20 protein-coding genes are annotated in these 25273 nt (G+C 34.2%); 1 reads left to right on the forward strand and 19 read right to left on the reverse strand.

All coding sequences use genetic code 11. The features are described 5' to 3' along the window. Position 1 precedes the first annotated feature (1 nt). From HZI73_RS20100 to HZI73_RS20135, 8 genes are all read right to left on the reverse strand, one after another. Positions 2-877 (reverse strand): carbohydrate ABC transporter permease, encoded by an 876-nt coding sequence (locus tag HZI73_RS20100; RefSeq protein ID WP_212695149.1) that lies wholly within the window; start codon positions 875-877, stop codon positions 2-4. A gap of 86 nt (positions 878-963) precedes the next feature. Next, positions 964-2271: an ABC transporter substrate-binding protein gene (locus HZI73_RS20105; protein WP_212695150.1), complete on the reverse strand. Its 1308-nt coding sequence runs from the start codon at positions 2269-2271 to the stop codon at positions 964-966. A 275-nt stretch (positions 2272-2546) separates the two neighbouring features. Continuing rightward, positions 2547-3380 carry a carbohydrate ABC transporter permease gene (locus tag HZI73_RS20110; RefSeq protein WP_212695151.1) on the reverse strand — a complete coding sequence of 278 codons (834 nt, stop codon included), beginning with the start codon at positions 3378-3380 and terminating at the stop codon, positions 2547-2549. 11 nt (positions 3381-3391) lie between these two features. After that, positions 3392-4279: a carbohydrate ABC transporter permease gene (locus tag HZI73_RS20115; protein WP_212695152.1), complete on the reverse strand. Its 888-nt coding sequence runs from the start codon at positions 4277-4279 to the stop codon at positions 3392-3394. Positions 4280-4421: 142 nt separating this feature from the next. Then, positions 4422-6020 (reverse strand): response regulator transcription factor, encoded by a 1599-nt coding sequence (locus HZI73_RS20120; protein ID WP_212695153.1) that lies wholly within the window; start codon positions 6018-6020, stop codon positions 4422-4424. Beyond that, a complete protein-coding gene (locus HZI73_RS20125) occupies positions 6013-7734 on the reverse strand; it encodes a sensor histidine kinase (RefSeq protein ID WP_212695154.1) in 1722 nt (573 codons plus the stop codon). The genes HZI73_RS20120 and HZI73_RS20125 overlap by 8 nt, the downstream gene beginning before the upstream one ends. A gap of 196 nt (positions 7735-7930) precedes the next feature. After that, on the reverse strand, positions 7931-9301 hold the full coding sequence (locus tag HZI73_RS20130; protein WP_212695155.1) for an ABC transporter substrate-binding protein: 1371 nt from the start codon (positions 9299-9301) through the stop codon (positions 7931-7933). Positions 9302-9688: 387 nt separating this feature from the next. Next, the gene (locus tag HZI73_RS20135) at positions 9689-11173 is read right to left on the reverse strand and encodes an alpha-L-fucosidase (RefSeq protein ID WP_246552227.1); all 1485 of its coding nucleotides are present in this window, start codon (positions 11171-11173) and stop codon (positions 9689-9691) included. Between the two features lie 292 nt (positions 11174-11465). On the opposite strand from HZI73_RS20135, the gene HZI73_RS20140 reads away from it, so the two are divergent. Beyond that, a complete protein-coding gene (locus HZI73_RS20140) occupies positions 11466-12275 on the forward strand; it encodes a helix-turn-helix domain-containing protein (RefSeq protein WP_212695156.1) in 810 nt (269 codons plus the stop codon). A gap of 247 nt (positions 12276-12522) precedes the next feature. On the opposite strand, the gene HZI73_RS20145 is transcribed toward HZI73_RS20140, so the two are convergent. The 11 genes from HZI73_RS20145 to HZI73_RS20195 all read right to left on the reverse strand — a co-directional run bounded on the left by HZI73_RS20145 (position 12523) and on the right by HZI73_RS20195 (position 25183). After that, positions 12523-14214 (reverse strand): extracellular solute-binding protein, encoded by a 1692-nt coding sequence (locus HZI73_RS20145; RefSeq protein WP_212695157.1) that lies wholly within the window; start codon positions 14212-14214, stop codon positions 12523-12525. A gap of 82 nt (positions 14215-14296) precedes the next feature. Further along, entirely contained in the window at positions 14297-15190 is an 894-nt protein-coding gene (locus tag HZI73_RS20150; RefSeq protein ID WP_212695158.1) for a carbohydrate ABC transporter permease, read from the reverse strand. Between the two features lie 12 nt (positions 15191-15202). Then, positions 15203-16156: an ABC transporter permease gene (locus HZI73_RS20155; RefSeq protein ID WP_212695159.1), complete on the reverse strand. Its 954-nt coding sequence runs from the start codon at positions 16154-16156 to the stop codon at positions 15203-15205. Positions 16157-16420: 264 nt separating this feature from the next. Beyond that, positions 16421-18619, reverse strand: a complete 2199-nt coding sequence (locus tag HZI73_RS20160; RefSeq protein WP_212695160.1) for a helix-turn-helix domain-containing protein — start codon at positions 18617-18619, stop codon at positions 16421-16423. Positions 18620-19128: 509 nt separating this feature from the next. Further along, positions 19129-19881, reverse strand: a complete 753-nt coding sequence (surE, locus tag HZI73_RS20165; protein WP_212695161.1) for a 5'/3'-nucleotidase SurE — start codon at positions 19879-19881, stop codon at positions 19129-19131. Positions 19882-19995: 114 nt separating this feature from the next. Further along, on the reverse strand, positions 19996-20871 hold the full coding sequence (locus HZI73_RS20170; RefSeq protein WP_212695162.1) for a DUF2268 domain-containing putative Zn-dependent protease: 876 nt from the start codon (positions 20869-20871) through the stop codon (positions 19996-19998). 394 nt (positions 20872-21265) lie between these two features. Beyond that, complete coding sequence (locus HZI73_RS20175) at positions 21266-21526, reverse strand: HPr family phosphocarrier protein (protein ID WP_212695163.1); 261 nt, start codon at positions 21524-21526, stop codon at positions 21266-21268. A gap of 69 nt (positions 21527-21595) precedes the next feature. Continuing rightward, entirely contained in the window at positions 21596-22957 is a 1362-nt protein-coding gene (locus HZI73_RS20180) for a PTS fructose transporter subunit IIC (protein ID WP_212695164.1), read from the reverse strand. 35 nt (positions 22958-22992) lie between these two features. After that, positions 22993-23943, reverse strand: a complete 951-nt coding sequence (pfkB, locus tag HZI73_RS20185; RefSeq protein ID WP_212695165.1) for a 1-phosphofructokinase — start codon at positions 23941-23943, stop codon at positions 22993-22995. Positions 23944-23956: 13 nt separating this feature from the next. Beyond that, positions 23957-24727 carry a DeoR/GlpR family DNA-binding transcription regulator gene (locus HZI73_RS20190; RefSeq protein ID WP_212695166.1) on the reverse strand — a complete coding sequence of 257 codons (771 nt, stop codon included), beginning with the start codon at positions 24725-24727 and terminating at the stop codon, positions 23957-23959. 12 nt (positions 24728-24739) lie between these two features. Continuing rightward, the gene (locus HZI73_RS20195; RefSeq protein WP_212695167.1) at positions 24740-25183 is read right to left on the reverse strand and encodes a PTS sugar transporter subunit IIA; all 444 of its coding nucleotides are present in this window, start codon (positions 25181-25183) and stop codon (positions 24740-24742) included. Between the last annotated feature and the right edge of the window lie 90 nt (positions 25184-25273).

A 25273-nucleotide genomic window follows, 5' to 3' on the forward strand; every position in this document is an offset into this window, starting at 1 on the left:
CTTATTCATCTTTTGTATAAAAAGCAAGACGAATGATAAGTGTTGCACCTGCACATAGTAAAAGAAGTATCATACCAATTGCACTTGAATAGCCAAACTTCAAAGCTCGAAACCCTTGATAATACATATAAGTACTCATAACTTCACTTGCATGATTAGGCCCCCCAGAAGTCGTTACTGCAACAAGATCGTATAACTTTAATGAACCGGTAATGATCAAAACAGAATCAATCATCAATATCTTTTTCATTAATGGAAAGATAATCTTGATAAACTGCTGCCACTTACTAGCCCCATCTATAGCAGCTGCTTCAAAGAGCGTCCCATCAATGTTCTTCATACCAGCTAACTGAATAACGATATGATAGCCTACAAACTGCCACATACTAATAACAATTAAACTTGGCAGTACTGTATGCTCATTAGCAAGCCAAATCCTAGTATATTTTTCTAGTCCAATAGCATTTAAAAATGAATTGACTAGTCCAAAATTAGGATGATAAATAAAACTCCATAGCATACCAATTGCAGTGCCACATATCACTGAAGGCATAAAATAAATACTTTGAAATAGTTTTGCTCCTTTAATTTTTTGAAACAATATATAGGAAATAAGCATGGCAATAACCATATGTGCTATATAGGATCCCAGTACAAATTTTAAGTTGTTTGTAATGGCTTTTGTAAAAAATTGATCATTAAAGAGATTTATATAGTTTTGAAAACCTACGAAAACTTTTTTACCTAGCAAGTTAGTCTTATATAAACTAATATAGGTATTATAGATAATAGGAATAAGTCCAAAGACTACGTATAAAAGTAATGCTGGACCTACGAAAATAAAAATATAGCGCTTCTGCCTTAATATTCTATCCATTGTCACACCCCAAATAATATGTTGCACTGAAAACACATAGGCTCACTGTTTCTATGCAGCATTTGTTAGTTTCTTTATAATAGCAATTACTGCTTCGTCTCTTGCTCTGCATATTTTTGAAGTGCAGTGAACTGTTCTTTTGGGTCAGCCCCAGAAGCAATATATACAGATATATTATTAAATTCTCCTCCAATATTTGCTCCAAATTGTCGGTCGATGGCAATGAGTGGGTTCTTCACTTCTTGTTGTAGTTGGCGTACTTGCTGTGTTACTTTATCCAATTTATTTTCATCAATTGTAACCTTAGTAGATGCAATCCCTCCACAATCCACAACATATTTTTCCTGTACGTCTGGATCGGATAACATCTTTAAGAATGCAAGTGCTGCTTCTTTGTGTTCGCACCTTTCACTAATTGCATACAGTTTGGCTAGTGTACCCACATGGGTGTCCGCATATTCTTGTTTCTTAGGTGGTTGTAAAAATACCCCAACATTTTCATCGGATCCCATTGCTCCAATGATTGCTTTTGTTTCCCACGTTCCCATTGCATACATAGCCGCTTTTTCAGTTGTAAATAGTGTCCGACCTTCGTCATATGATAAGCCTAAGAATCCTTCAGGGAATGCACCGGCATTCACCATTTCTTGAAAAGCTTTACCTGATTCAACATACCGTTCGTCATCCCATGTGGTCGTGCCGTCAACAATAGCGTCAAATAATTCTACGCCGCCAATTCCGCCAGATAGTTCAAGCATTAGATTACCTGATACCCATGCATCTTGCGTAGCCATGGAAATAGGTATGATCCCTTTTTCTTTTAATGTCTTAATATTCCCCATGAACGCGTCCCACGTTTTTGGTACAGCCAGATTGTTGTCTGCAAATATCTTCTTATTGTAATAGGTAATTACAATTTCTTGACCCATAGGCATGGCATATATCTTATCATCAAAAGTGGTAGCCTTAAAGATACCATCATTAAAGCGTTCAAACCATTCTGAGTCATATGCAAATGCTTCACTTAAAGAAAAAACTTTACCACTTTCAACATAATCTTTCATAAAACCAGCTTCCATAGTGAAGAATATATCCGGCACACTATTTTGTGTCATCAATGTAGCAAGCTTGGTTTTGTATTGTTGATTTTCGTACCATTCCATTTCTATTTCTGCATGATATGCATTGTCATTATTAAATTGTTCGGCTACAGACTCCATTAGGTTTGTATAAGCTTGTTGATTGGATCCCCCAACTGCCATAAAGGTTAACTTGACTTTTTCAGACGCTTGATTTTTTCCAGTACCTTCATCTGATGATTTACCACAACCCACTAATAGGACTGATAATATAAACATCCCAAAAACCATTAACATAAGTAACCTTCTTCTCACTTTAAATTCCTCCTTCACATGTTGTACTTATATTATAAAGGATGAGCACTATCACTTATACGGCTATTGTTGTCTAAAATGTTTATTTTTTTGTTCTATCCATGTATTTATTCACTATTATCACCAAATGATCTTTAGGCACTTGTACCAAATACTGAAATATTACATGTATATGCATGATAACACTGTTTTTTTATGCATTAATAACAGATAGGATAAAAGAATGATTTTTAGATATTTTTTTGGAATCTTGATAGGTTTCATTGAGCGTTTTTTTAACCTTTTATGCCTGACATAGCAATACCTTCAATAAAATGCTTCTGTGCTAATAGATAAACAATTATAACAGGTATTAAAGCTAATGTTGCGCCTGCCATCTGGGGTCCGTAGTTGCTGTTGTACTGGTCTTTAAAAATAGAAATACCCACCGCAAGCACTTGTTTCTGTGTTTGATTAATATAAACAAGAGCAGGTAAATACGTATTCCATCCCCAAGTAAATGATAAAATCGTTAATGCAATCAAAGAAGGCTTTGCTAAAGGCAGTGCTACTTGGAAGAAAGTTCGGAATGTGGAACACCCATCTATTTTTGATGCTTCAATCATTTCGTTAGGTACAGTAAAGAAGAACTGTCTCATAAGGAAAATAGCAAATCCATTAAACATCCATGGAAGATACACCGCTGAATGCTTATTAATTAAATCTAGTTTACTGAATATAACGAACTGAGGAATAATCCTTACTTGAATAGGTATCATTAATGTTGCGATGAAGATAAAGAAAATGATTTCCTTTCCACGAAATTTTAACTTAGCAAAAGCATAACCGGAAAGGGAACTAAAGACAAGGTTCATCATAACAATAACACCTGTTATCTTTGCCGTATTCAGATACCATGTCATGTATGGAAACTTTTCTATAGCAAAACGATAATTACCAAAATGAGTTTTCGTAGGTATCCACTGCATAGGTACTTTGAAGATTTCACTTTCATATTTGAAAGATGATGAGAGCATCCATAATATAGGCAGCATCATCATGAGACCAATTCCTGCCAACACCAAAGATGTTATCATTTTTTTTATTTTCTTTTTCGTTTTTGCATTCATTTTGTAACCCCCTAGTATTTGACCCATTTCTTTTGACCTACCCATTGTATTAATGTGACAATTGTAACAATGACAAAGAACAACCATGCTACTGCAGATGCATACCCCATCTTATAATCCTCAAATCCACTTCTATAAATATGATATACGGCAGTAACTGTTGCTGTACCTGGTCCTCCATCTGTCATTATTTTGACTTCTGGGAACAGTTGTAATGATGCAATAACACTGGTAATAACTAAAAAGAAGGTTGTAGGGGATACCAAAGGCATTGTGATATGCCAAAACTTCTTGAACCCACTGGCACCATCTATAGAGGCAGCTTCATAATAACTCTTTGGTATACCTTGGAGTCCAGCTAAATAAATAACAATACAATAGCCAAGCTGCTTCCATACCCAAAAAAGTGCTATGGTAGGCAATGCATATTTAGAACTAGCTATCCATTGGGGTAGATCTTTAATGCCAATAAATCTTAAAAAACCATTAACAGGACCAAAAACTGGGTGGAAAAGTACTGAGAAAACAACTGCTGCTGCTGTTACTGTAGCAACATAAGGCATAAAATACATGGTTCTAAGCATACTCCTACCATATATTTCCTTATTTAGTAATACTGCTATTAATAAGGATAATATAATAAGTAAAGGTACTGCCATAAGCGAGAATTTAAAATTGTTGAATATACCTTCAATAAAATAATCATTCTTTATTGCTTTCAGATAGTTATTAAATCCAATAAATTTTGACGCGTTAAAGCCTTTCACCATATTCCACTTCATAAGACTAATGACAAAAGAATACACTATTGGATAAATCATAAACCCGATAAATCCCACAAGAGAAGGCAAAATAAACATGTATGCTTCTACATTTCTTTTTATGGCTGATTTTTTCATACCCATTTCCTTTCATTATAATTAATATCGTGATTAACTATAATGTAACAAAATAGAAGGTATTATCCAATGAACTGATTTACCATTTTCTTTCAAGATCACCGATAGATTATGTTTCTTATACTAAGATAAGTGCACTGATTCAAGATTGTGTCCATGATTTATTATGCCTATAAGCTGTTGGCGTCATTCCTGTACGGCTTTTAAACATCCTACTAAAATAATGTTCATTATCATAACCTATTTGAGCTGCAATATGACTAATCTGTAAGTTGGTTTCATTTAAATACCTTTTTGCATGCATTAAACGAATGCCTATAATATATTCCTGTATTGTTTGACCTGTTTCCTTCTTAAAAAGGGAACTCATATACGTATAGGACAAACCAACTTTATGGGCTAAGTCTTCAATGTTGAGCCTGTCCATATAATGATTTCTAACGTATTCCTTGATTTTAACAACATACAAACTGGTATCTTCTCGGTCTTTCATATCTTCTTCAAGTTTTATTTTTAAATCCTTGAGTAAATCTACCATATCATTTTTTCTAAGGTGCTTATGCAGTATATCTGTTTCTTCAATCTGTCTAATTGCTTTAATAATACGATAATAAGACTTTCTATGGGCATATTCTTTAATATCGTATATAAAAGCGGATATATAATACTGCACTTGACCTTTTGTAATGCGTTCGTCACCTTTAAACGTCTGTATAATTGTAATGAACTCCTCGTTAATCACTTTATGGTCTTCACTTTCAATAGCTCTTCTAAAAGTACGAATGGATTTTTCTACTGTAGTATGTTGCACTTTATCCATGATTTCTCTTATGTCTTTATAAAAAACTGCACCAATTTCTCGGCTAATATTATAATCGCTGCTACTGGCTTGATACGCTTCTAAATAAGTCAGCGGTATACTCCCTATGCCAGATAAAAGCTCGCTTATACCCACACTAATATTGAGGTTCAGATATTGGTTAATCACAAAAATAAACCTGTTGGCTAATCGCATAAGATAGTCTTTGTTCTCAGCTTCGCTCATATTATCCATGTTATGTAATATGCTTAATTCCTTGTAGCCTGTTTGGCACAGATAAATATTTTCATAATCTTTAGCGACATTACTAACAAGATCCACGATTGTAGTGAAATCAATTTCTTCAATTTGCTGACCGCCTCTTATTAAGAAACATACAAACATTGACTTTTTAAAATTAATCTGATACTGCTTCCATATTGTATTCACATCTGGTATTTCTTTATCTTTGCCGTATAACAGTATCTTTAGAAAATTCTGCTGTACAGCATGTAACACTTCCGTTTCAATGAATTCACTCTTTTTTATGGGTCTATCGGTCTGCTCATCCAATTTATGTCTACATCTACTTAAAACTGTTACCAGTTGTTCTTCATTAATATTATTCTTAAGGATGTAGTCAATAGCTCCAAGCTTCATGGCTTCTTTTAGGTACATAAAATCATCATGAGCACTTATAACAACAAAATCAACCGGTTCACCCTTTTCACGACACGCTTTCATTAATCCTATACCATCTAGCTTTGGCATCCTCATATCTGTGAGAATAAGATCCGGTCTTTCTTTTTCCACAAGCTCTAGAGCTTCAATACCGTTAGTTGCCTGTCCAGCTAATGTAAAACCATATTTTTTCCAATCAATAAGACCCTTTATTCCAATTCTACTTATAACTTCATCGTCAACAATGATAACTTTATACATGTTCTCCTCCTTCATTCAATGGATAATTCATAGGTATTCTTATCACTACTGTCGTTCCTTCATCCACTGTACTTTCAATTGATAAACCATATTTTTTACCATATAGAAGCTGCAATCTTTCATGGACATTGATGATACCAATATTATTAAAACCCTTTTTCCCATAAATGTGATGGGATTTATCCAATACTTCTTTTACCTGTTTAGCCGACATGCCTATTCCATTATCACTGATTTCTATTGTCATCATGTTATCATGACCACTGACTGAAATAATAATCACACCTGTTCCCTTTTTGGGTTCAATACCATGGAATATTGCATTTTCAACTATGGGCTGTAAGATAAACTTAGGACAACTTGTTCCATAGTACTTTTCATCAATATCCAATTGTAATTCAAACTTCCCATTGTATTTTATTTGCTGTATTTTACAGAAAGATTGTATTAATTCCACTTCATCTTTAAGATTAGATATCTCACTACCTTTGCTAACTTTCCTAAGCATTTTCCATAACTGATCAATCATGTCTTTAATGGTGTACGCTTTTTGCATTTGAGCCATCCAGCTAATGGTATTAAGGGTATTATATAAAAAATGAGGGTTAATCTGTGATTGAAGGGCTTTATAATCCAATTCCTTAATGGTTTTATCTTTTTGTATTTCTTTTTCACGGGATTCCCTTACCCTGACTGTCATTTTATTAAAACTATCTGTTAACCTGCCAATTTCATCATGACTGTAATAATAAACCATCTCTAGTGAATCACTGGATACAGCTTTATCCATTGTTTCGACAAGCTGTTTAATAGGTCCGACAACCTTTTTTGTTATAAACCATAGAATGGTTGACGATAATAAAAAAGTACATAACGTTGTAAGGATAATAATATAAAAGAACGCCTTATATTCTGCATTGATATTAACCGTTGAAGAATCACTGATTAAATGCCAGCCATTATTTAATGCTATATTTACATGAATTGGACCCAATGTATCATCATGATACGGTTTACCAATAAGACTTTCGTCATAGCTGTATATAATATTATACTGGTCATCAAGAAGGGTGAACACGGTATCGGATACTTTCGTATTGTTTTTGAGCATATTACCAAAATAACTTGGATCAATTTCAAAATATAAAAAACCTATATTCTCATAGTCCTTATCAACAAGTATTCTATTATACGCAAGTACTTGTTGTCCTGCCAACGTCTGGTCAAGGCTTGTTTGAATCCCTTTGTATGTGAGTTTGCGTATACGGTCATCTCTAAAATCACCTACTCGTTCATGAATGGCTTTTTTGGATACAAAATCGCTGCCAATACGATACCAGAAATCATCCCCGTAATAACCAGACATGTAGAATACTTCAAAAGCATTAAATATGTTGAACGTAATAAAAGAATTAAATACCTGGGTTAGGCGCTGATCGGTTCGAATTCTTTCATAATGGTCTTCAAAAAGATTACTATTCGTTATTTTCTTAATGACCCATTCATTACTAAAAAAATAGTCAGAAATACTTTCAACTTGTATGTACTCATGATCTATAATGCCTGCTATATATACCGTATTCTCTCGTATAAGCACTTCATATTTCTCTTTAAGTATTTGTTTTGTTAATAGATAGGACATGATGCCCATTACAACGGAAGGTATAATCACGACTAGAATAACTAATAAAAAGAATTTTTTTCTAAGACCCATAAACAACTCTCCCCTTCCTTTTAGAAAATATCTTAAATCAATTGTCCCACAAACTGGGTTATTATATGCACTTATTGCTTCTAGGTGTATGATAGCACGACAAAAGACATCGTTCCATATATCATCTTTATTAAGGTGACATAGAACGATGCCGCATAAACATTTAATTAAACTTCTTATGATAAAAGCAAAAGGGCTAGTCTTCTTCTTGAATCACTTTATCTGCTCTCTTCTTAATGTTATTAATTGTTGTTTCTAAATCTTGTTCTTTAACAAAGTATTTTTCTACTTCTTCATCCATCACTTTGTCATAGTTAGCTGCGTTCTTACCAGATACTTTTTCTGTTAACATGACGGTTTCAGGATTAGAGAATACTGTCGATAATATTTCTTTGGTTAAACCTTCTCCACCTAATTGGTCTCCAACATCACCAAATAAATTTTTGGCTTCAACGGCTTGACTCGTTGGCACCATAACCGATGAATTTTCAGAACTCATTCTTATAAGATCCACTACAATTTCTGTGGCAAGTCCGGGATTAGCTGACGTTCCACCTATTCCAATACCACCTACAACACCCCAAGTCTTTGTAGTCGCAGAACCTTCATCTACTGGCATAGGAGCTACACCAAGATCCCAATCACGTGGGAACGTTTCATTATCCGTTGCCCAGCTTAGCAACCATGAGCCTTGAAGAAACATGCCATACTGACCGTTCATAAAAGCTGTTGCAGGTCTTTTTGATACAACATTATCCGCATGTGTAGGTATACTCTCATCTTCATGCATCATTTTGTATGTGGCTTCAAGAGCTTCTGCAAATGCTGCATCTTCTATATTAGATAAACCTTCTTCGTTATAGAATTGCTCACCTCCACCTAATTTCATTAAAGCTTCACCATACCAGAACATTGGCCAAGTTAATTGTAATGCACCATAGATCTTATTTTCACCTTCGCCAGAAGTTAGTTTCTTACTTAATGCTCTGTATTCATCCCATGTAATGGGTTCGTTTGGATCCAAGTATTCTTCACCTGCATCATCAAAAATCTTTTTATTGTAATAAAGTGCCCATTTTGTTGGTGAATTAGGTAACATAACTGGTTCACCATTATATAGAGATTGTGCAGCATAAGGACCATATTCTTCTTCAAAATCTAAACCAATTTCATCTAAATACTTAGCGATTGGCTGAATTGTACCACTCATTGCAAACTGATCTTTCATAATAGGATTGTACATAGCAAGTATATCCACCTGTTCTCCACCAGCTATGGATACAGCTATTTTTGTTTCATAGTCACCAGAATCCTCTAATAAAACAAAATCTACATGACTATATTTTTCTAATTTTTGTACATCTTCTATTGCCTGTACAATCTCTGGTGTATCCAACATTTTTGCTAGATTAATAACAATTTTTTGTCGTTCTTTTTTGTTATCTGAAGCTACGTTTTTATCTCCCCCATTTGAATCACCATCTGATTTACCATCATCTTTTCCACATCCTGTAAAAAGGCTTACCATAAGTGTCAATACAAATAATAAAGTTAAAAGTTTTTTCATTATAATCTCCTTTCAGATTATCTGTTATTTAAGCATCTGTGGAACAGCACCACCTCATTCTTTAACAAATAATACTAAGAATCTATATCTTATGTATAAAGAATTAAAAACGAGTTTTGTTATGTATAGCAATAATATCATGCCTAATGCGTAAACAAAATAATCTCATTTCCTAAAAACTTTCATATTTAATGCCTTTATTATAAAAAAACATATTAAAATACTACTGTTAGTTTCATTATTTATTATAACTGACATTATTTTCTAGGGTATATCCTTTAATTGTACTTTTAAGAAATATTACTAATATGACACCTACTGATTATATGATTTGCGCTACAGCTTATTTTAAAATAAGCTTGTTTTGTTAAATGCCAAGAAAAATTTCTACACTTCTATCATTAAACAGTTCGTATATTCTGTTGGTAACTCTTTAGGTAGTTGTACTGTAAGAAGACCAAATGTATGCGAAAATTCTACGTCGCCATATCCTAATAAAGTAACTTTGTTAATGTCCTCTTTCATAAAACTCTTTAATATCGCTACTCTATTTTCTGGAGCACTTAACATAAAGGCATAGACATGATTACCTTTTTTCGTAAAACGGAAATCTTCACTTTTCCATTCTACTCTATTTTCGTTAAATAATTCTGCACTTGCATGGCTACTACCTTCAGAAGGGATAACCCATGGTCTAGTTCCATGAATACCTTCTCCGCATATCTTAAACCATTTTGCCAGCTCATCAAGAATGAACTCTGCTTCTCTGTCAATGCTTCCATCTGGTCGCTGAACAATATTCATCAATATTGTTCCATTTTTAGCTACGATATCTACCAGCATTTCTATAATGTGACCGGGTCTTTTGTATACTGTTGTCTTTCCATAATACCAAGCACCAATACAGGTATCTGTCTGCCACACATGTGGTAGAGCATCTTTTAACTGACTCTTCTCAAGATCTAACACACCAATGGAATAGACTTTTTCTCTTCTGTCTTTTTGTGTATATACATAATTGTTTTTGCCGTATTTTTCGATTGACTTATTATAGTAATAAGCTACTGCTTCAAGACCTGGTTTGAATAGTGCATCATCTTCATTAAGCATAACCCCTTCTGCATCAATAATGGCATCACCAAATGGTAATCCACCATCTGTATATAATAACTCTGGCTCATATTTATCAATGATTTCCTTCATGACAGCTACCCACTCTTTGTGGAACTTTTTATTATCGGTATACCATTGAATCTTATCTACATCCAACAGACACCCCTTTTCATCTCTTTTAACATGTTCATAATTGTCAAAATAATAATCACGGTACTCAGGATTGTTACCATCATAAGGGATGCCTTTGTATGGACCATGACTATCACAGCCTTTATTCGTTGTCCACCATGAAAATGTTGCACCATAGTGCTCTGTTATCCCAAATGGCATATTAAATTTTTCCGCTGCTTTTTTCCACATGCCACATATATCTTTCATTGGACCAACCTTCGTTGAATTCATAGGGTTAATGTCTGAATCATAGTTGAAAAAGTGATCGTGGTGCATAGCCATACTACAAAAATAACGTGCTCCAGCTTTGTAATACTTTTCCATTAATTGATCTGGATTAAAATTTTCTGCCTTCCATAAGTCACACATATCTTTGAAACCAAATTCCGATGGATGTCCATATGTCCTTAGATGATACAGATACTGAGGTGTATCCTGTATATACATGTTTCTTGCGTACCAGTCTTCACACATTGCTAAAGTCTGGGGACTCCATATACTCCATATTCCAAATTTTGCATCTTTAAACCATTCGGGCACTTCATAATTTCTTAGGGACTCAAAATTAGCTTTGTATTTTTTCATAATGCTCCTCATTTCTTTAAAATCATTATTATCATTTATACTAATTTATCATCTTCTTATATAGAGAACCATGGTTAATCATATTATATATGTGGACAAAATTAAGGTTTTATTGTACGATGATACTATAAAGTTTTCTTAATATAAAACATTTATTACTATCCATGTAATCACTACCATACTGTATTCTGACCTATTATAAAGTCAACTTTTTTTAAGTAAAAGTAATGCTTGTTCTAAAGTAATTTTTATAGAAAGGATATTCGAAATGTCCGATAACCTCTTTACTGATATGAGTAATTTATTAGATTATATTTCTCCTAAGTTCCTGCTTGGGAATCTTGAAGTTGTTATGACTGACTGGAGCGGTAAAGATTTTGTATATGATTTTTACAAATTTTACTATTTCTTAGACGGTGAAGCAACCATTAGCATGTTTAATAAAACATTTTATCCTCAACCTGGAGAACTTTATATTATCCCCCCTTATACAAAACACAGTTACTCTCATAACCCTAAGCATCCAATATACCTCTATTGGTGTCATATAGAATTATCTACTGTACTGAATAGAATCTTTGTTTTTTCAAGCAAAACCGTTAAATGCATCCCCAAAAAAGAAAATATGGTTCTAATACTTGATAATCTCCTTGCTAGCACCGTTGATAACTCTCTTGTGAATATCCTTACAAGAAAATCATGTATTCTACAACTTATGGCGATTTTTTTTCAATATATTGATTTAAGTAATATTCAATTGCAATCTGACAATGCCTTTTACAATACGATCAATCGATATATCATGGATAATCTTGATAAACCCATACACATTCAGGACCTTGCTGATATTGTTCACCTACAGCCCAATTATTTTATCAATCTATTTAAGCAAATTTTCCATGTTTCACCCATTACATACATTAATACTTTACGCTTAGAAAAAGCAGCAATCCTTCTTTCGTCAAACCCCCAGCTAAGTATTGAACTCATTGCTTCTAAAAGTGGTTTTACAGATTACCGTTACTTTGGTAGAATCTTTAAAAAACGTTATGGACTGACACCATCTCAGTATCGTTTAACGAAAAATACTTGCCGACCATAATATTACACTCTATACACTTTATAAAAAAATATCCTTATTCTATTAACAGATACACATCTGTTATTTTTATAAAACAAATCATCGACTCTCTTTTATCCAAAAAGATGACTAAACAGAACATGCTGAGCACATAACCAAAAGAGACTCTCCTGTGAAAAAGAGCGCTTCTTCCAATATACTTTATTTATCTGTCACTAATCGTTATTTTCAATAACTAGTAAGTTACAATTATATAGACAAATAACACTTATTTTACTGCATCGTATGCTTCTTGTTGTAATTCTAAGAATCTATCTAATCCCATTGATTTTAGCGTACTTAGATAATCATCCCACGCAGCATCAATATCTACATCTGTAACGATGAATTCTGCCACCATTTGGTCTATATGATCTCTAAAAGTCAAATCATATGTTGCGTATTCAGCAGCCTGCTCCTCCGTATATTTTAGTGCTGGTTTACGAACTTCTGGCCCACCAACATATGGGAAATAGTTATTGATTGTATCTTCATAAACGACTTTATTAATATTCCAAGGATTCTCTGTATAACCACCTTTGAAAACTTTCTCTGTTAAGAACTGATTGCCCAATTTCCAGTATGAGTTAGGTGGTTGATCAGCAAGTGGCATCAGTTGTTCGTATATTGCTTTCTCTCCTTCAATAAATCCTGATTTGGAATCATCATCTATATAATCCCAACCTAATCCTTTAGGACCAAAACCGTTATCCATGGTCATTTCTTCACTATATAATAAATCAGCTAATGCCATAGCAATTTCAGGGTGTTTACACTTATCTGTGATACTAAGTCCTGGAATATAATAGGCGTATGGATTATATTCCGCAGATCTAATGCCTTCTGGTCCTTCCAAAGGAGCAAGAGCAATATAATCCTTCCATCTTTCATTAGCAAGATTAAGGGCACAACCTTGATAACCTGATGTAAATGCTCCAAGTATGACATCATCTGGGTTTTCACCCATTTGTTTTAATCCATCTCCAGTTTGGGTAAAACTTTCTGGTGCAAGTAAACCTTCTTGACGAAGCTTTTGTAAGTATTTCATTGCTTCTTTCCATCCATCTGTCGTATATCTAGCTATTACTTTATCATGATCAACAATATATCTTCCGCCCCCAAGTTCAGTAAACGAGCCTATAAAGAAATCTTGTACTTGCGTGCCCCAACCTCTATAGGCACCTGCCAAAGAAATCTCATCAGGTTTACCATTTCCATTTGGATCTTCTGTAGCAAAAGCCTTCATAACTTTATAGAAATCTTCTGTTGTCTTAGGCTCTTCTAGACCCAAATTATCTAACCATGGTTTATATATATACAGCTTTTTAATCATAGATACATTTGGAATTATCGTCACTTGAGGTAGATTGTATATACTACCGTCTAACTGTACAGATACTTCCTTTGCTTCAGGATAATTGTCAAAAATATATTGTGTATTCTCCCCATATTTTTCAATTAAATCGTTAAGTGGTATTAATGAACCTTGTGCGCCATGTGCTCCTTGCTGCTCAGCAGTTAAATGTGTCACACAAATAAGATCTGGATAATCCCCTGTAGACAATAATAGATTCAATCTTTCAGTAGCTTCATTGGCTGAGGCAACTATAAATTCAAGATTGATGTTCGTCATTTCCTCAATTTTTCTAGTAAAAGCATTATTATCATAATCATCAACCATTGGCCTTGTATGAACAAATGCTGTTAACGTTATCTGTTCTTTTAGAGGAAAAGTAATCTTTCCATCTACACTTTCATCTGTACCATCATCTTCACTTTCACCCGCACCAGTATCACCATTATTTTGCTCTGTGACTTCTTTGTTTACTTTTTTCTCTTTTTCTGAATCATGACCACACCCTGATAAAATTACTGTACTAACCATCATTAGCACTAAAATCATTGAAACGAGCTTTTTCATTATTACACCATACCTTCCTTTTGTTTTATATGTTATTCATTGTCATAATATCACTGATATACGTACAATGAATGTGATACTCTTAACCCTTTACAGATCCTACCATTACACCTTTTACAAAATGTCTTTGAATAAATGGATATAGAACCATGAGAGGGGCACTTGCAACTACAATTAATGAATATTTGAGTAATACCGCCAATTTCTCACTAGACTGAAGTGTATCAGGGTCAATACTTGAAACCATATCTAATGAAATTAGATTTTGTACTAAAATATCTCTTAGAATAATTTGTAATGGTAACAACGATTTAGAATTTAGATAGATTAATGCATCAAAAAATGAGTTCCAATGTTCCACTGCATAAAACAGCGTAATAACTGCAATAATAGGTCTTGACAAAGGTAAAACAATCTTGCAAATAAAATTAATGTCATCACATCCGTCAATCCTTGCAGATTCAAGCAGCTCCTTAGGAATGGTTGTTTTAAAATATGTAATGGTAATCATCACATTAAATACATTCAGTGCCTTGGGTATAATCATAACGGCTCTTTTATCAATAAGATCCAAGGTATCAATTAACAAGTAATTGGGTATCAATCCCGCATTAAACATTATCGTAAACACAAGCATTAATGAAATAACTTTTTTTCCAATCAGCTTTTGTCTAGATAAAGGATAAGCAATCATAATTGTTAAGATAATATTTACCAATGTCCCTACTGTCATGTAAAAAAAAGAATTAAAAAATCCTGTCATAATACTGCCGTGTGAAAATACAGCCTTATACCCATCCAAATTGAATCCTACTGGAAACAGTTTGACCCTGCCTTGAATAATTGCATTAGAATCACTAAGAGATGCACTTATAACATACAGTAAAGGGTAAGCAACAATCAAAAAGAGAATACCTAACAAAATATTATTAGCCATAGTAAAGACTTTATCACTGCCTCGTTCTTTATAATTCATGTTTCTCCTCCCTTAAAACAAACTGGAATCTGTAAACTTTCTAGATATCTTGTTGAATATGATAATCAATAAAAATCCAACAACAGATTGAAAAATACCTATTGCAGTTGAATAACTATACCGTGGAAGTGCCGATGTCATACCAATTTTGTATACATAGGTTGAGATAATCTCTGATTGATTAAGGTTTATAGGATTTTGCATTAATAATACTTTTTCAAATCCTACAAATAATATTCTTCCAAGATTCAATGTTAGTAATATAACAGCTGTGGGTATAATTCCAGGCAAATCAATATGCCACATTCTCTTTAACTTAGTGGCACCATCCATAATTGCTGCTTCATGAAGGGACGGGTCAATCCCAGCCAAAGTAGCAATATAAATAATTGAACTAAAGCCTAGACTCTGCCAAATCTGTGACCAAACATACATATGAGGAAAAGTTCCTCTTGTACCAAAGAAATCTATCTCTGCTATGCCGATAGAGCTAAGTAACTGATTGACAATACCTGCTCTCGTTTGAAAGAAAGCCATTAACATCCCTACAATAACTACTGTAGATATAAAGTGTGGTGCATATGTTATCATTTGAATGGCTTTTTTGATTTTACGGTTTTTGAAATAATTAAGGCATAATGCAAATATAATTGGTAATGGAAATCCTGCAATTAATCCATATAAACTCAATGTCAATGTATTTTTTATGATGCGCATGCAATTAAAGTCATTGAAAAAAGCAATAAAGTATTTAAACAAAGGATTAGCCCATTCGCTGCCCCAAATCCCTTTTTTAGCAATAAAATCTTTAAACGCAATTATTATCCCCCCCATGGGAACATACTTAAAAACGATTATATAGATAAGAGGAAGAACCATCAATAAATAAAGTTGCCAATCTCTTTTAAATGATTTTACTATATAATCTCGCTTACTTCTTTTGATGTTGGATATAGAATGTATCATTTTTCATCCTCCTTTCATATGAATTTTTACTGCACATTCAGTATAGCTACGGTACTTTTATCTGTAAATATGATTGATTTCGGATGATGAGAAAATCAGCTTTTTTATGAATATTCCATTTTTCGGATAAGTGGAAAATTAGAAAAAGGGGCAGTCTATAGATAAATAGTCTAATAATAAAAGAGAGCAGAAATTAACTAAAATTTCGCTCCCTTTCGTATACCTACTTGTTAAATACATCTATGTCAATTGGTGACATTACTATCAGCTGCCAAAATCAGATCTATGCCTTTCACGATAAACTGACGCCGTCACGCCATGATTTCTTTTGAAAGCCTTTCCAAAGGAATTACTTGAATTATACCCACTGGCAAGAAATATATCTTTAACCTGTAGATCCGTTTCTACCAATAACTCTCTAGCTTTTTCCATTCTAAGATATTGCAGATAATTAACGAAGCTCATATCTTTATATTCTTTAATGATTTCAGATAAATATGTGTATGACACATTAAATACCTCCGCAATGATCGGTAAACCAAAATCTGGATTCGCAAAATTCTCTTTAATAAATGCATCAATTTTTTCCATCACATGGGTATGGCGTTCCTCTCGTTTTGCACTATAAACTTCACAGACTTTAATAAAAATATGTTTACAGTATTGAATCTTCTCTAAGTCTGTCATATCTTTGATTTTTTCAAAAGCGGTTTTTATGATTTCATTCACAACACCATCGTTCCCTAAAGCTCTTCCTTGTATTTTAACCAGCGTTCCACACAATTCATTAATAAATAATTTCTGCATTTGATGATTTAGATTTTTTTCAATCACATTTTTTTGCAGCAGTTCACGAAGCACTTGTGTTAACTGGGCTTGATCGCCAGCACGTGTACAATTATATAATCTAGATTCAAGTTCAGGAGGATAATAACATATATCCTGATTAATCACTATGTCTTCGTACCATGTTATTTTTTCTCCTCTTTTAGTACATGCAAAAGAAATAGCATCCATGCCATTTGTCAAAGAGATCGCCACACTCGACATATCCTTATAAATTTTACCAATGCCAAAATAAACTTCATTCATTCCTGCTTCAGTTAAAATGTTATCACATTGTAATATCTTCTCTTTGATCATCCCTTTAAACGTATCTATTTCACTACAATCGGCAACAAATATGACAGCTAATTTGTTACTATTAATGTTATGCATGAATTCTTCCTTCAATATATCTTCGGTAAGTAACTCATGAATAAGCATTCTCTTAACTTCCATTTCATGGATTCTCGACTCATTCATATCATTAAAAATATCAATCTGCTCATTGTAATCTATGACTACGACCGTATAAAAGTTGCCCACATACTGGGTTTTCAAAAACTTGGTGATATAAATAATTTCTTCTATGGCAACATAGTCTCCTTTAAGCCATTTTTCTAAAAATGTCATTCTAAGATACGGCAATTGATTTTCAACACGTTTAGCGAGGAGAGCATTATTATCCATAAGCTTTATTAAAGGCATCGTGTTATGTCTAGCTAGGAGAGCTGATACCATCAACCCTACTAATAGGATAATCAAAATGGCTGTATTCGCTCCAATTCTAAATGCTTTAATTTCTTTAAAGACTTGCTCTGAAGATCGGGTTAATACATAAGTATAAGGAATCACCTCTGAATCAGCTGTTATCGTTATTAAATCATCTTTGAAGTTTGCAATATCCATATATTCATTTTCTATGATGCCATATTTATCATTTAAACTGACTAATACTTTACCTTGATTATCAACAACAAAAATGTTCCCATCGAACATGTGAGAATAACCAATCATGTTTTCACGAATTTTTTCACTATTAATGCGTAAGTAAATCGTAGCATCTTGGTCATTAATTTCATAACCAACAGTTGCTTTAATGGGTATTGTTTGAAGTTTCTTGCGATATTGATTCTCCACACTTAGTATGTCATTATTATAATAATCATCAAACAGACTATCCCAAAAATCTGATTTGGTTGTGTAATCATCTAAAATTCTTTCATCCTCAAAGTATTCATAGCGACTTAAGGAGTCTGTATTGGCAACAATTTTTGAATTCTTATAAAATATATAGTATGTATCAATGACTTCATTAACAAAACGTAAATTTTGCAAGGCATTATGCAGCTTAACTGCTAGATTGTAATTGTTTTTTATATCGTTCTCGTTATATTCTGAGAATGTGGTTATAATAGGTGTATTTTTCAAATGATATATCACATTAAATACCTCTTCAAATCGTCGATCAAGCACCAACTTACTTTGTTCAATATACTCTTCCTGCATCTTCAATTCATTGCTTTCAATCTTCTTAAATGCAATGAAATACATAATGCCACTCGATACAAATATGAAGATAATAATAGACAGATAGGGTATAAAAAGTTTTAGCAGCTGTCGTAAAAATCTTTTATTCATTATGTCCTCCTCTTGTATAATTCATTATTATATGGTTTTTACATAAGCAACAATACCATCAAAATGTAATCAATAAAAAAATACCTTACCGATCACATGAAACCTTTAAGGTTAAAACGTATATGTTACATACTGCTATCCAGTTTTCATTTCTTATATTTTATATCATTTCTGCAAAAGCTGCAATATTTGCTTCGTATTCATTAAAGAACTTAGTAAACTTATCGTTTTAAACAATAAAATGACTCCTATTGATGTTTCTTATTCTTTAGAATCAAAATTCAGTCTATCAAGACCCTACCCTATTCTTACGCTATTATTTCGAAAACACAAAATAAAATCCTAAGATCATTATATGTTTAGGATTTTACTTAACTTAGCCTAGGGTCTATAGACCTGTATAGCCCTAAGGATATATATAATATTTTATAGATATGGCATAATCCTGTAGAAGATTTTACACCTTGATACCTACACTTTTCTCCTGGTATCAATTAAGCTATTCCTTGTTAAAACCACTTTGTAACATCTTTTAGTATACTGAAATTCGTTAAATCATAATGCAATGGAGTGATGGTAATGTAGCCTTTCCCCACATAATATGCATCTGTCTCTTCAATCTGATCAACAATTTCTTCCCCTTCTAGTGTATAGACCCTGCTTTCATCTTCTCTTTTGCTTTCTCTATAGAAGGCGCGATATTGTAATGTACCAATCTTACAAACCTTCAATCCCTTAATATATTGCTTCTCAATGGATGGTACGTTGACGTTTAATACGATATCGTTTTGCAACTTATTCTTAACGGCTTTTTCAATGACTTGATGTACATATGTTGCTGCTGTGTCATACATGGATATTTCAGCATCATGATGGGTAGAAACAGCTATAGCTGGAAGACCGCATAATGTAGCTTCAACTGCCGCTGATACGGTACCAGAATAGAGTACGTCTGTCCCCAGATTATAACCAATGTTAATACCTGAAATCACCATATCTATGTCACTTTCAACTAATTGATCCAGTCCCATGCGCACGCAATCTGCTGGTGTACCACTAACAGAATAAGCTTTTGATTTTAATCCAGGTAATTCAACTTTTTTAACAATAAGCGGCTCTCTTATGGTAATAGAATGACTGGTAGCACTTCTTTGATCCTCTGGTGCTACTACAATAATATCATGATATTTCTCTAGTTCTTTGCATAAAGCATAGATGCCTTTTGCATGAACACCATCGTCATTGGTCAGTAGTAATTTCATATTTTTCCTCCTTTTTAATCGTCATTGCTAGGCAAACTTAAATTCATATAATGAATACATATAATCTTTTTTGAATCCTACACTTTCAGCTAAAGCAATGGAGCCTATGCTTATTTACTTGTTTGCCCACCCACTCCTTGTAAATATATCATTGGGATGCATATCAAGTAAATCATTCAAACTTATTTCTGGATTATGATCTAAAAAACTGTTGATAAAGGTGTAACCAAAATAATAGCCAATACACCATGGTAAATCTAATGCTTCACTCCCAAACACATACTGAGCATGAACATTTCTATCTGTGCTATCTAATACAGGTTTTATTTTTGCCCATGCTTTCCTTTGTTCTTCTTTTGAAATATTGCTTACCCAACTTGGATTTAAATGGGGATACATATGTTTTGCAAAAGTGTCCGCTTCACCTTCATTTATCAGATGTTCAAGCAAAGAACCTTTTAATCCGCCTTTTAGGACATACCAATTATGACCCCATACGGTATGGTGATATTCATGAGCAAAAACATAAGGTATCCATTCTATATAGTCTTGAGCTAAGGGGTTTACATGCATAATGATGTTTCCAAATACACACGCCCCAACCACTCCATTTTGTCGTTCTTTTACAATACTATCATCGTCATCTATTGGATAAATGGCAACGGTAATGGGATCATCATCATATATAGGTAATGCTTGACTAATTTTTATAAATTCTTGTTGTATACGCTCAAAATCAATTGTATCCAAAATAAGTAATTGCTGTTTCAGTGCTTCAATGTTTTTTATGGGTTTTGGTTTCATAAATTCACATGCTACTGGTGCCCACTCAGAAATTTTGTCCCAATAAGGTTCTATAAGATATTGATTCCATAACGCTTGATGATCAGCATTTTCTGATTGTTGAATCTCCTCTATATATTTCCATGCGTTTTTATAAGGATAAATCATGTTAAAATTCTTGTTATGACATGTGTTTACTTCTTTCATTTTTCCACCTCTGTTTATTTTTTTTCTTGTTAATTGGTGGAATTAAGCCTATAACGATTAAGCTTTTAGCCACCCTATTCTTAAGATTCTCATGAACAATCAACTCCTTTTATTATATATTTAGTTAAATTAAACATACACCATGCAACGCATTAACCTTATTGCATGTGTCTATTAACGCTATTGATGCTTACCTTAATGATTTCCAAATTTCGCTTATTGTCATCTTTTTAATTATAATCTTAAATAACAATGGCGTCAAAAAAAACTGATATTGAAAAAGCCAAGCATCTGTATGGACAGGTAACTTGACTTTAACTTCTAGGTTTTAATTCTTTTGTTTATAGCCATTAATCTAGTGTTTTAATTCGTGTAATGGCTGTTTCCACCATCTTTATATTTCCGTCTTATGCATGAATGCTTCTATGGCAAGCATGGCTTCTTGCTCATCTTCACCTTCAGTTGTTACTGTAATGGCATCTCCTTTCGTTGCACCTAAACTAAGGATACCGATGATACTTTTGGGGTTAACTGTTCTTTCACTTTTCTCTAAGACCACTTCTGATTTAAACTTTTGGCATACCTTTGTAAGCTCAGAAGCTGGTCTTGCATGTAATCCTTCTGGAAATTGAATTGTGAATGTCTTTGTCAACATTTTGTTACCTCCTCACATGATTCTAATCCTAGGAATGTTACGCTACACCATTCCATACTAGTATATGCATTAAACCACCTTTTTTATTGTACCAACTGTTAAAGCTGTCACCACTGTTCCTATAACTATTGCTACTAAGTAACCTACAACATTTTCAATGGCAAAGAAAACAAATATACCACCATGTGGAACAGATAATGTGGCTTTAAAAAACATGGATAATCCACCTGTTATTGCAGAGCCTAGCATGATAGAAGGAATAACACGTACTGGATCAGCTGCAGCAAATGGAATAGCACCTTCTGTGATAAAACTTGCCCCTAATACCCAAGCTGCTTTTCCTGCTTCTCTTTCAGCTTTAGAAAATTTCTGTTTAAACAATACAGTGGCTAGTGCTAAACCTAAAGGCGGTACCATACCAGCTGCCATCACAGCTGCCATGGTCATGGACCCTGCTCCAGCCGCTAAAGTACCAGTACCAAATGCATAAGCCGCTTTATTCACTGGACCACCCATGTCGAATGCCATCATTAACCCAATGATTAAGCCTAGTACAACGGCATTGGTTCCAGATAAGCCTGCTAAGAAATTATTCATGGCATCGTTAATGGCTGCTACAGGTGTACCAACGATATAAAATAAAATTAAACCAACAGATAATGAACCAAGTACGGGGATAATCAACACAGGCATGATACCTTGTAGTGATTTTGGTAACTTAATATACTTCTTAATTAATAGAACAATATATCCTGCAAGAAAACCGGCTATGATACCCCCAAGGAAACCGGCGTTTAGTTGAACGGCTATCATTCCACCAATCATACCAGGTGCTAAGCCAGGACGGTCAGCAATGGAATAAGCAATATAACCTGCAAGAATGGGTACGATTAATCCAAAGGCTCCTGCTCCACCACCTATACCCATTAAATAAGCCGCTAGAGTGCCTTCCTGTTGGAAAGCATCATAACCAAATAAGAAACTTAATGCAATTGCAATACCACCAGCAACAACGAAAGGAATCATAAAAGACACACCGTTAAGTAAGTGCTTATAAGCTCCTTTTCTTTGCCCTTTTCTCTCTTCTTTGATTTTAGCCACTTCATCCACTAAATCTTCTCCACGGTATACAGGTGCTTGTAGCGCTTTTTCAATGAGTTCTTCTGTACTCTTTAGTGCTTCAGCAACGGCTACACTTAGTACTTTTTTTCCTTTGAACCTTTCCATGGGTACAGTGGTATCACACGCTAAGATAATGGCATCAGCACTTTGAATATCTTCCGCTGTTAATTCATTTTCTACACCGATAGAACCTCGTGTTTCTACCTTGACATCCAAACCTTTTTTCTTAGCAGCTTCAGCAATGGCTTCTGCTGCCATGTAAGTGTGAGCGATGCCAGTTGTACATGCAGTTACTCCTAAAATTTTCATATAAAACCCTCCTCGTTATACATGTTGTTTATAGATTAATCATGTAAGTAGTGTTGACTTACATCATTAATGATTACCTTTGACTGCATAGCTTTCACTTGTTCCAAGTTAAATAATTGAGTACCTTCTTTGGTTACTGCTAGTGTGCCACATACCGTTCCATCCTTTAACGCTTTCATGGGATCTTCTTCTCTTGAATAAGAATAGATAAATCCTCCTAACATAGAGTCTCCAGCACCTACAGAACTTTTGACATCCACTTTTATAGGTTTTGCCAATAATATTTTATTTCTAGAAACAAGAATACTTCCATCCTTACCCATGGAAACCAAAACCCACTGGATACGGAACGTTGTCACAATGTCAAGTGCACCCTTCACAATGTCTCTTATGGATTCCACCTTAATACCAAACGTATTTTGTAATTCATGGATATTAGGCTTAATCAGAAAAGGGCTTGCTTTCACACCTTCACGCAATAGCGCACCATCTGCATCAAGAACCACTCTTGTATCCCCTTTTACTAATGCTATGAGCTCCTTATACAGCCCCATAGGACATCCTTCAGGCATACTTCCGCTAAATATCATATAATCCGATGACTTAGCATAGTCCACAACCTTCTGTTTAATCTGCTCAATGTGGTCTTTATGAATACGAAAACCGCTTTCATTAAATTCAGTGGTGGTCCTATGTTTTAAATCAACAACTTTTGTGTTGACGCGGGTTCTATCGTGAATGTGTATAAAATCTGCCTGAATCTTTTCTTGATGTAAGAATGCCTCTATCTTGTTTTTATTCTCATAACCTAAAAAGCCAATAGCTGTTGTGTCACCCTTTAGAAGGTTAATCACTTTTGCTACGTTAATACCCTTTCCACCAATATCCTCTCTACTGGATTTTATCCGATGGACTTTCCCAAGTGTACATTCATCGACGACAATCGTACGATCTATAGCTGGATTTAAGGTGATAGTCGTTATCATATCCTACCCCCTTCTAGACGCGAACCACGTCAATGTCATGACGTAAATATCGATCCATCATATCCGCGTCCAATCCTGTATCTGTTATGATGTGATCAATCATGGAAATGGGACCTGCTTCACATAAAGCTACCTTATTGAACTTACTGCTATCAGCTAATACAAATACTTCAGCAGCAATATGTATCATGGTTCGCTTTACATCTGCTTCTGCTAAATCAGGGGTCGTTAAGCCATTTTCAATGGTAATACCGTTACTTCCAATAAAGGATTTATTCACATTGAACTTCTTTAAACTCTCAATGGCCAAATTACCCACTGTTGCTAACGTATTTAAACGAATTTTGCCACCAACAGTATAGAGTTCAACCTGCTCATTCTTGGCTATTGCATGGGCTACCATAGATGAATTCGTAACCACCACTAACGGAATATTGGATTCTCCGATTAATCTTGCTAACGCTAAGGTTGTGGTTCCTGAATCGATAACAACACTATCATTTTCTTCAATGTATGCAAATGCTTTCTCTGCTATCCTTATTTTTTCTTCATGATAAATGGACTCTTTTTGAAAGAAAGTGGGCTCCTCTGTGACATTAATATTGTTGCTAAGCATGGCACCACCATGGGTTCTTTGGATTGTCCCTTCGTCCTCTAAAAAGGTCAAATCCCGACGTATGGTGGCTTCAGAAGCCATTAATGTATCACATAATTCCTTAACGGATATGCTTTGATTTGCCTTAAGGAGTGTCAGGATTTCTTTTCTGCGTTCTTCTGCAAACATAAGCCTCACCTCTTATCCTATTGCTTTTCTTAGTACACTTAACAAGTCATCTTCTGTTTTTGCACTTCTTAATTGCTCCCTAAAGTCTTCTTTCATTAGCTTTCTTGAAATCAAAGCTAGAATTTTAAGATGTTCTGAACCTGCTTGAGCAGACGGAACACCAATGATAAAGACGATATCAACCGTATGCCCATCTAAAGCTTTCCAGTCAACCTGATTAACCCTTGCAAATCCTAAAAATGGTTCATTTACAGCATCTGTTTTACCATGGGGAATTGCCACGCCAAAGCCAACTGCTGTGCTGTATTCTTCTTCACGTTTTAGTACTGCTTCAACATATTTGTCTACATCATTTACTTTTCCTGCTTCTGCCGCCAATAGCGCTAAACGCCTGATGACTTCCTCCTTAGTGGCTGCTTGACAATGCATATCGATTAAATTTTCATTGATTAACATATGATACCTCCCAATTCAACATTTCTTTTACCTAATATTGTTTGACAATAGGATGCATATTAACCTATTATCTACCGTACAAAACTACAA

Source organism: Vallitalea pronyensis, from assembly GCF_018141445.1.
Lineage (GTDB): Bacteria > Bacillota > Clostridia > Lachnospirales > Vallitaleaceae > Vallitalea > Vallitalea pronyensis.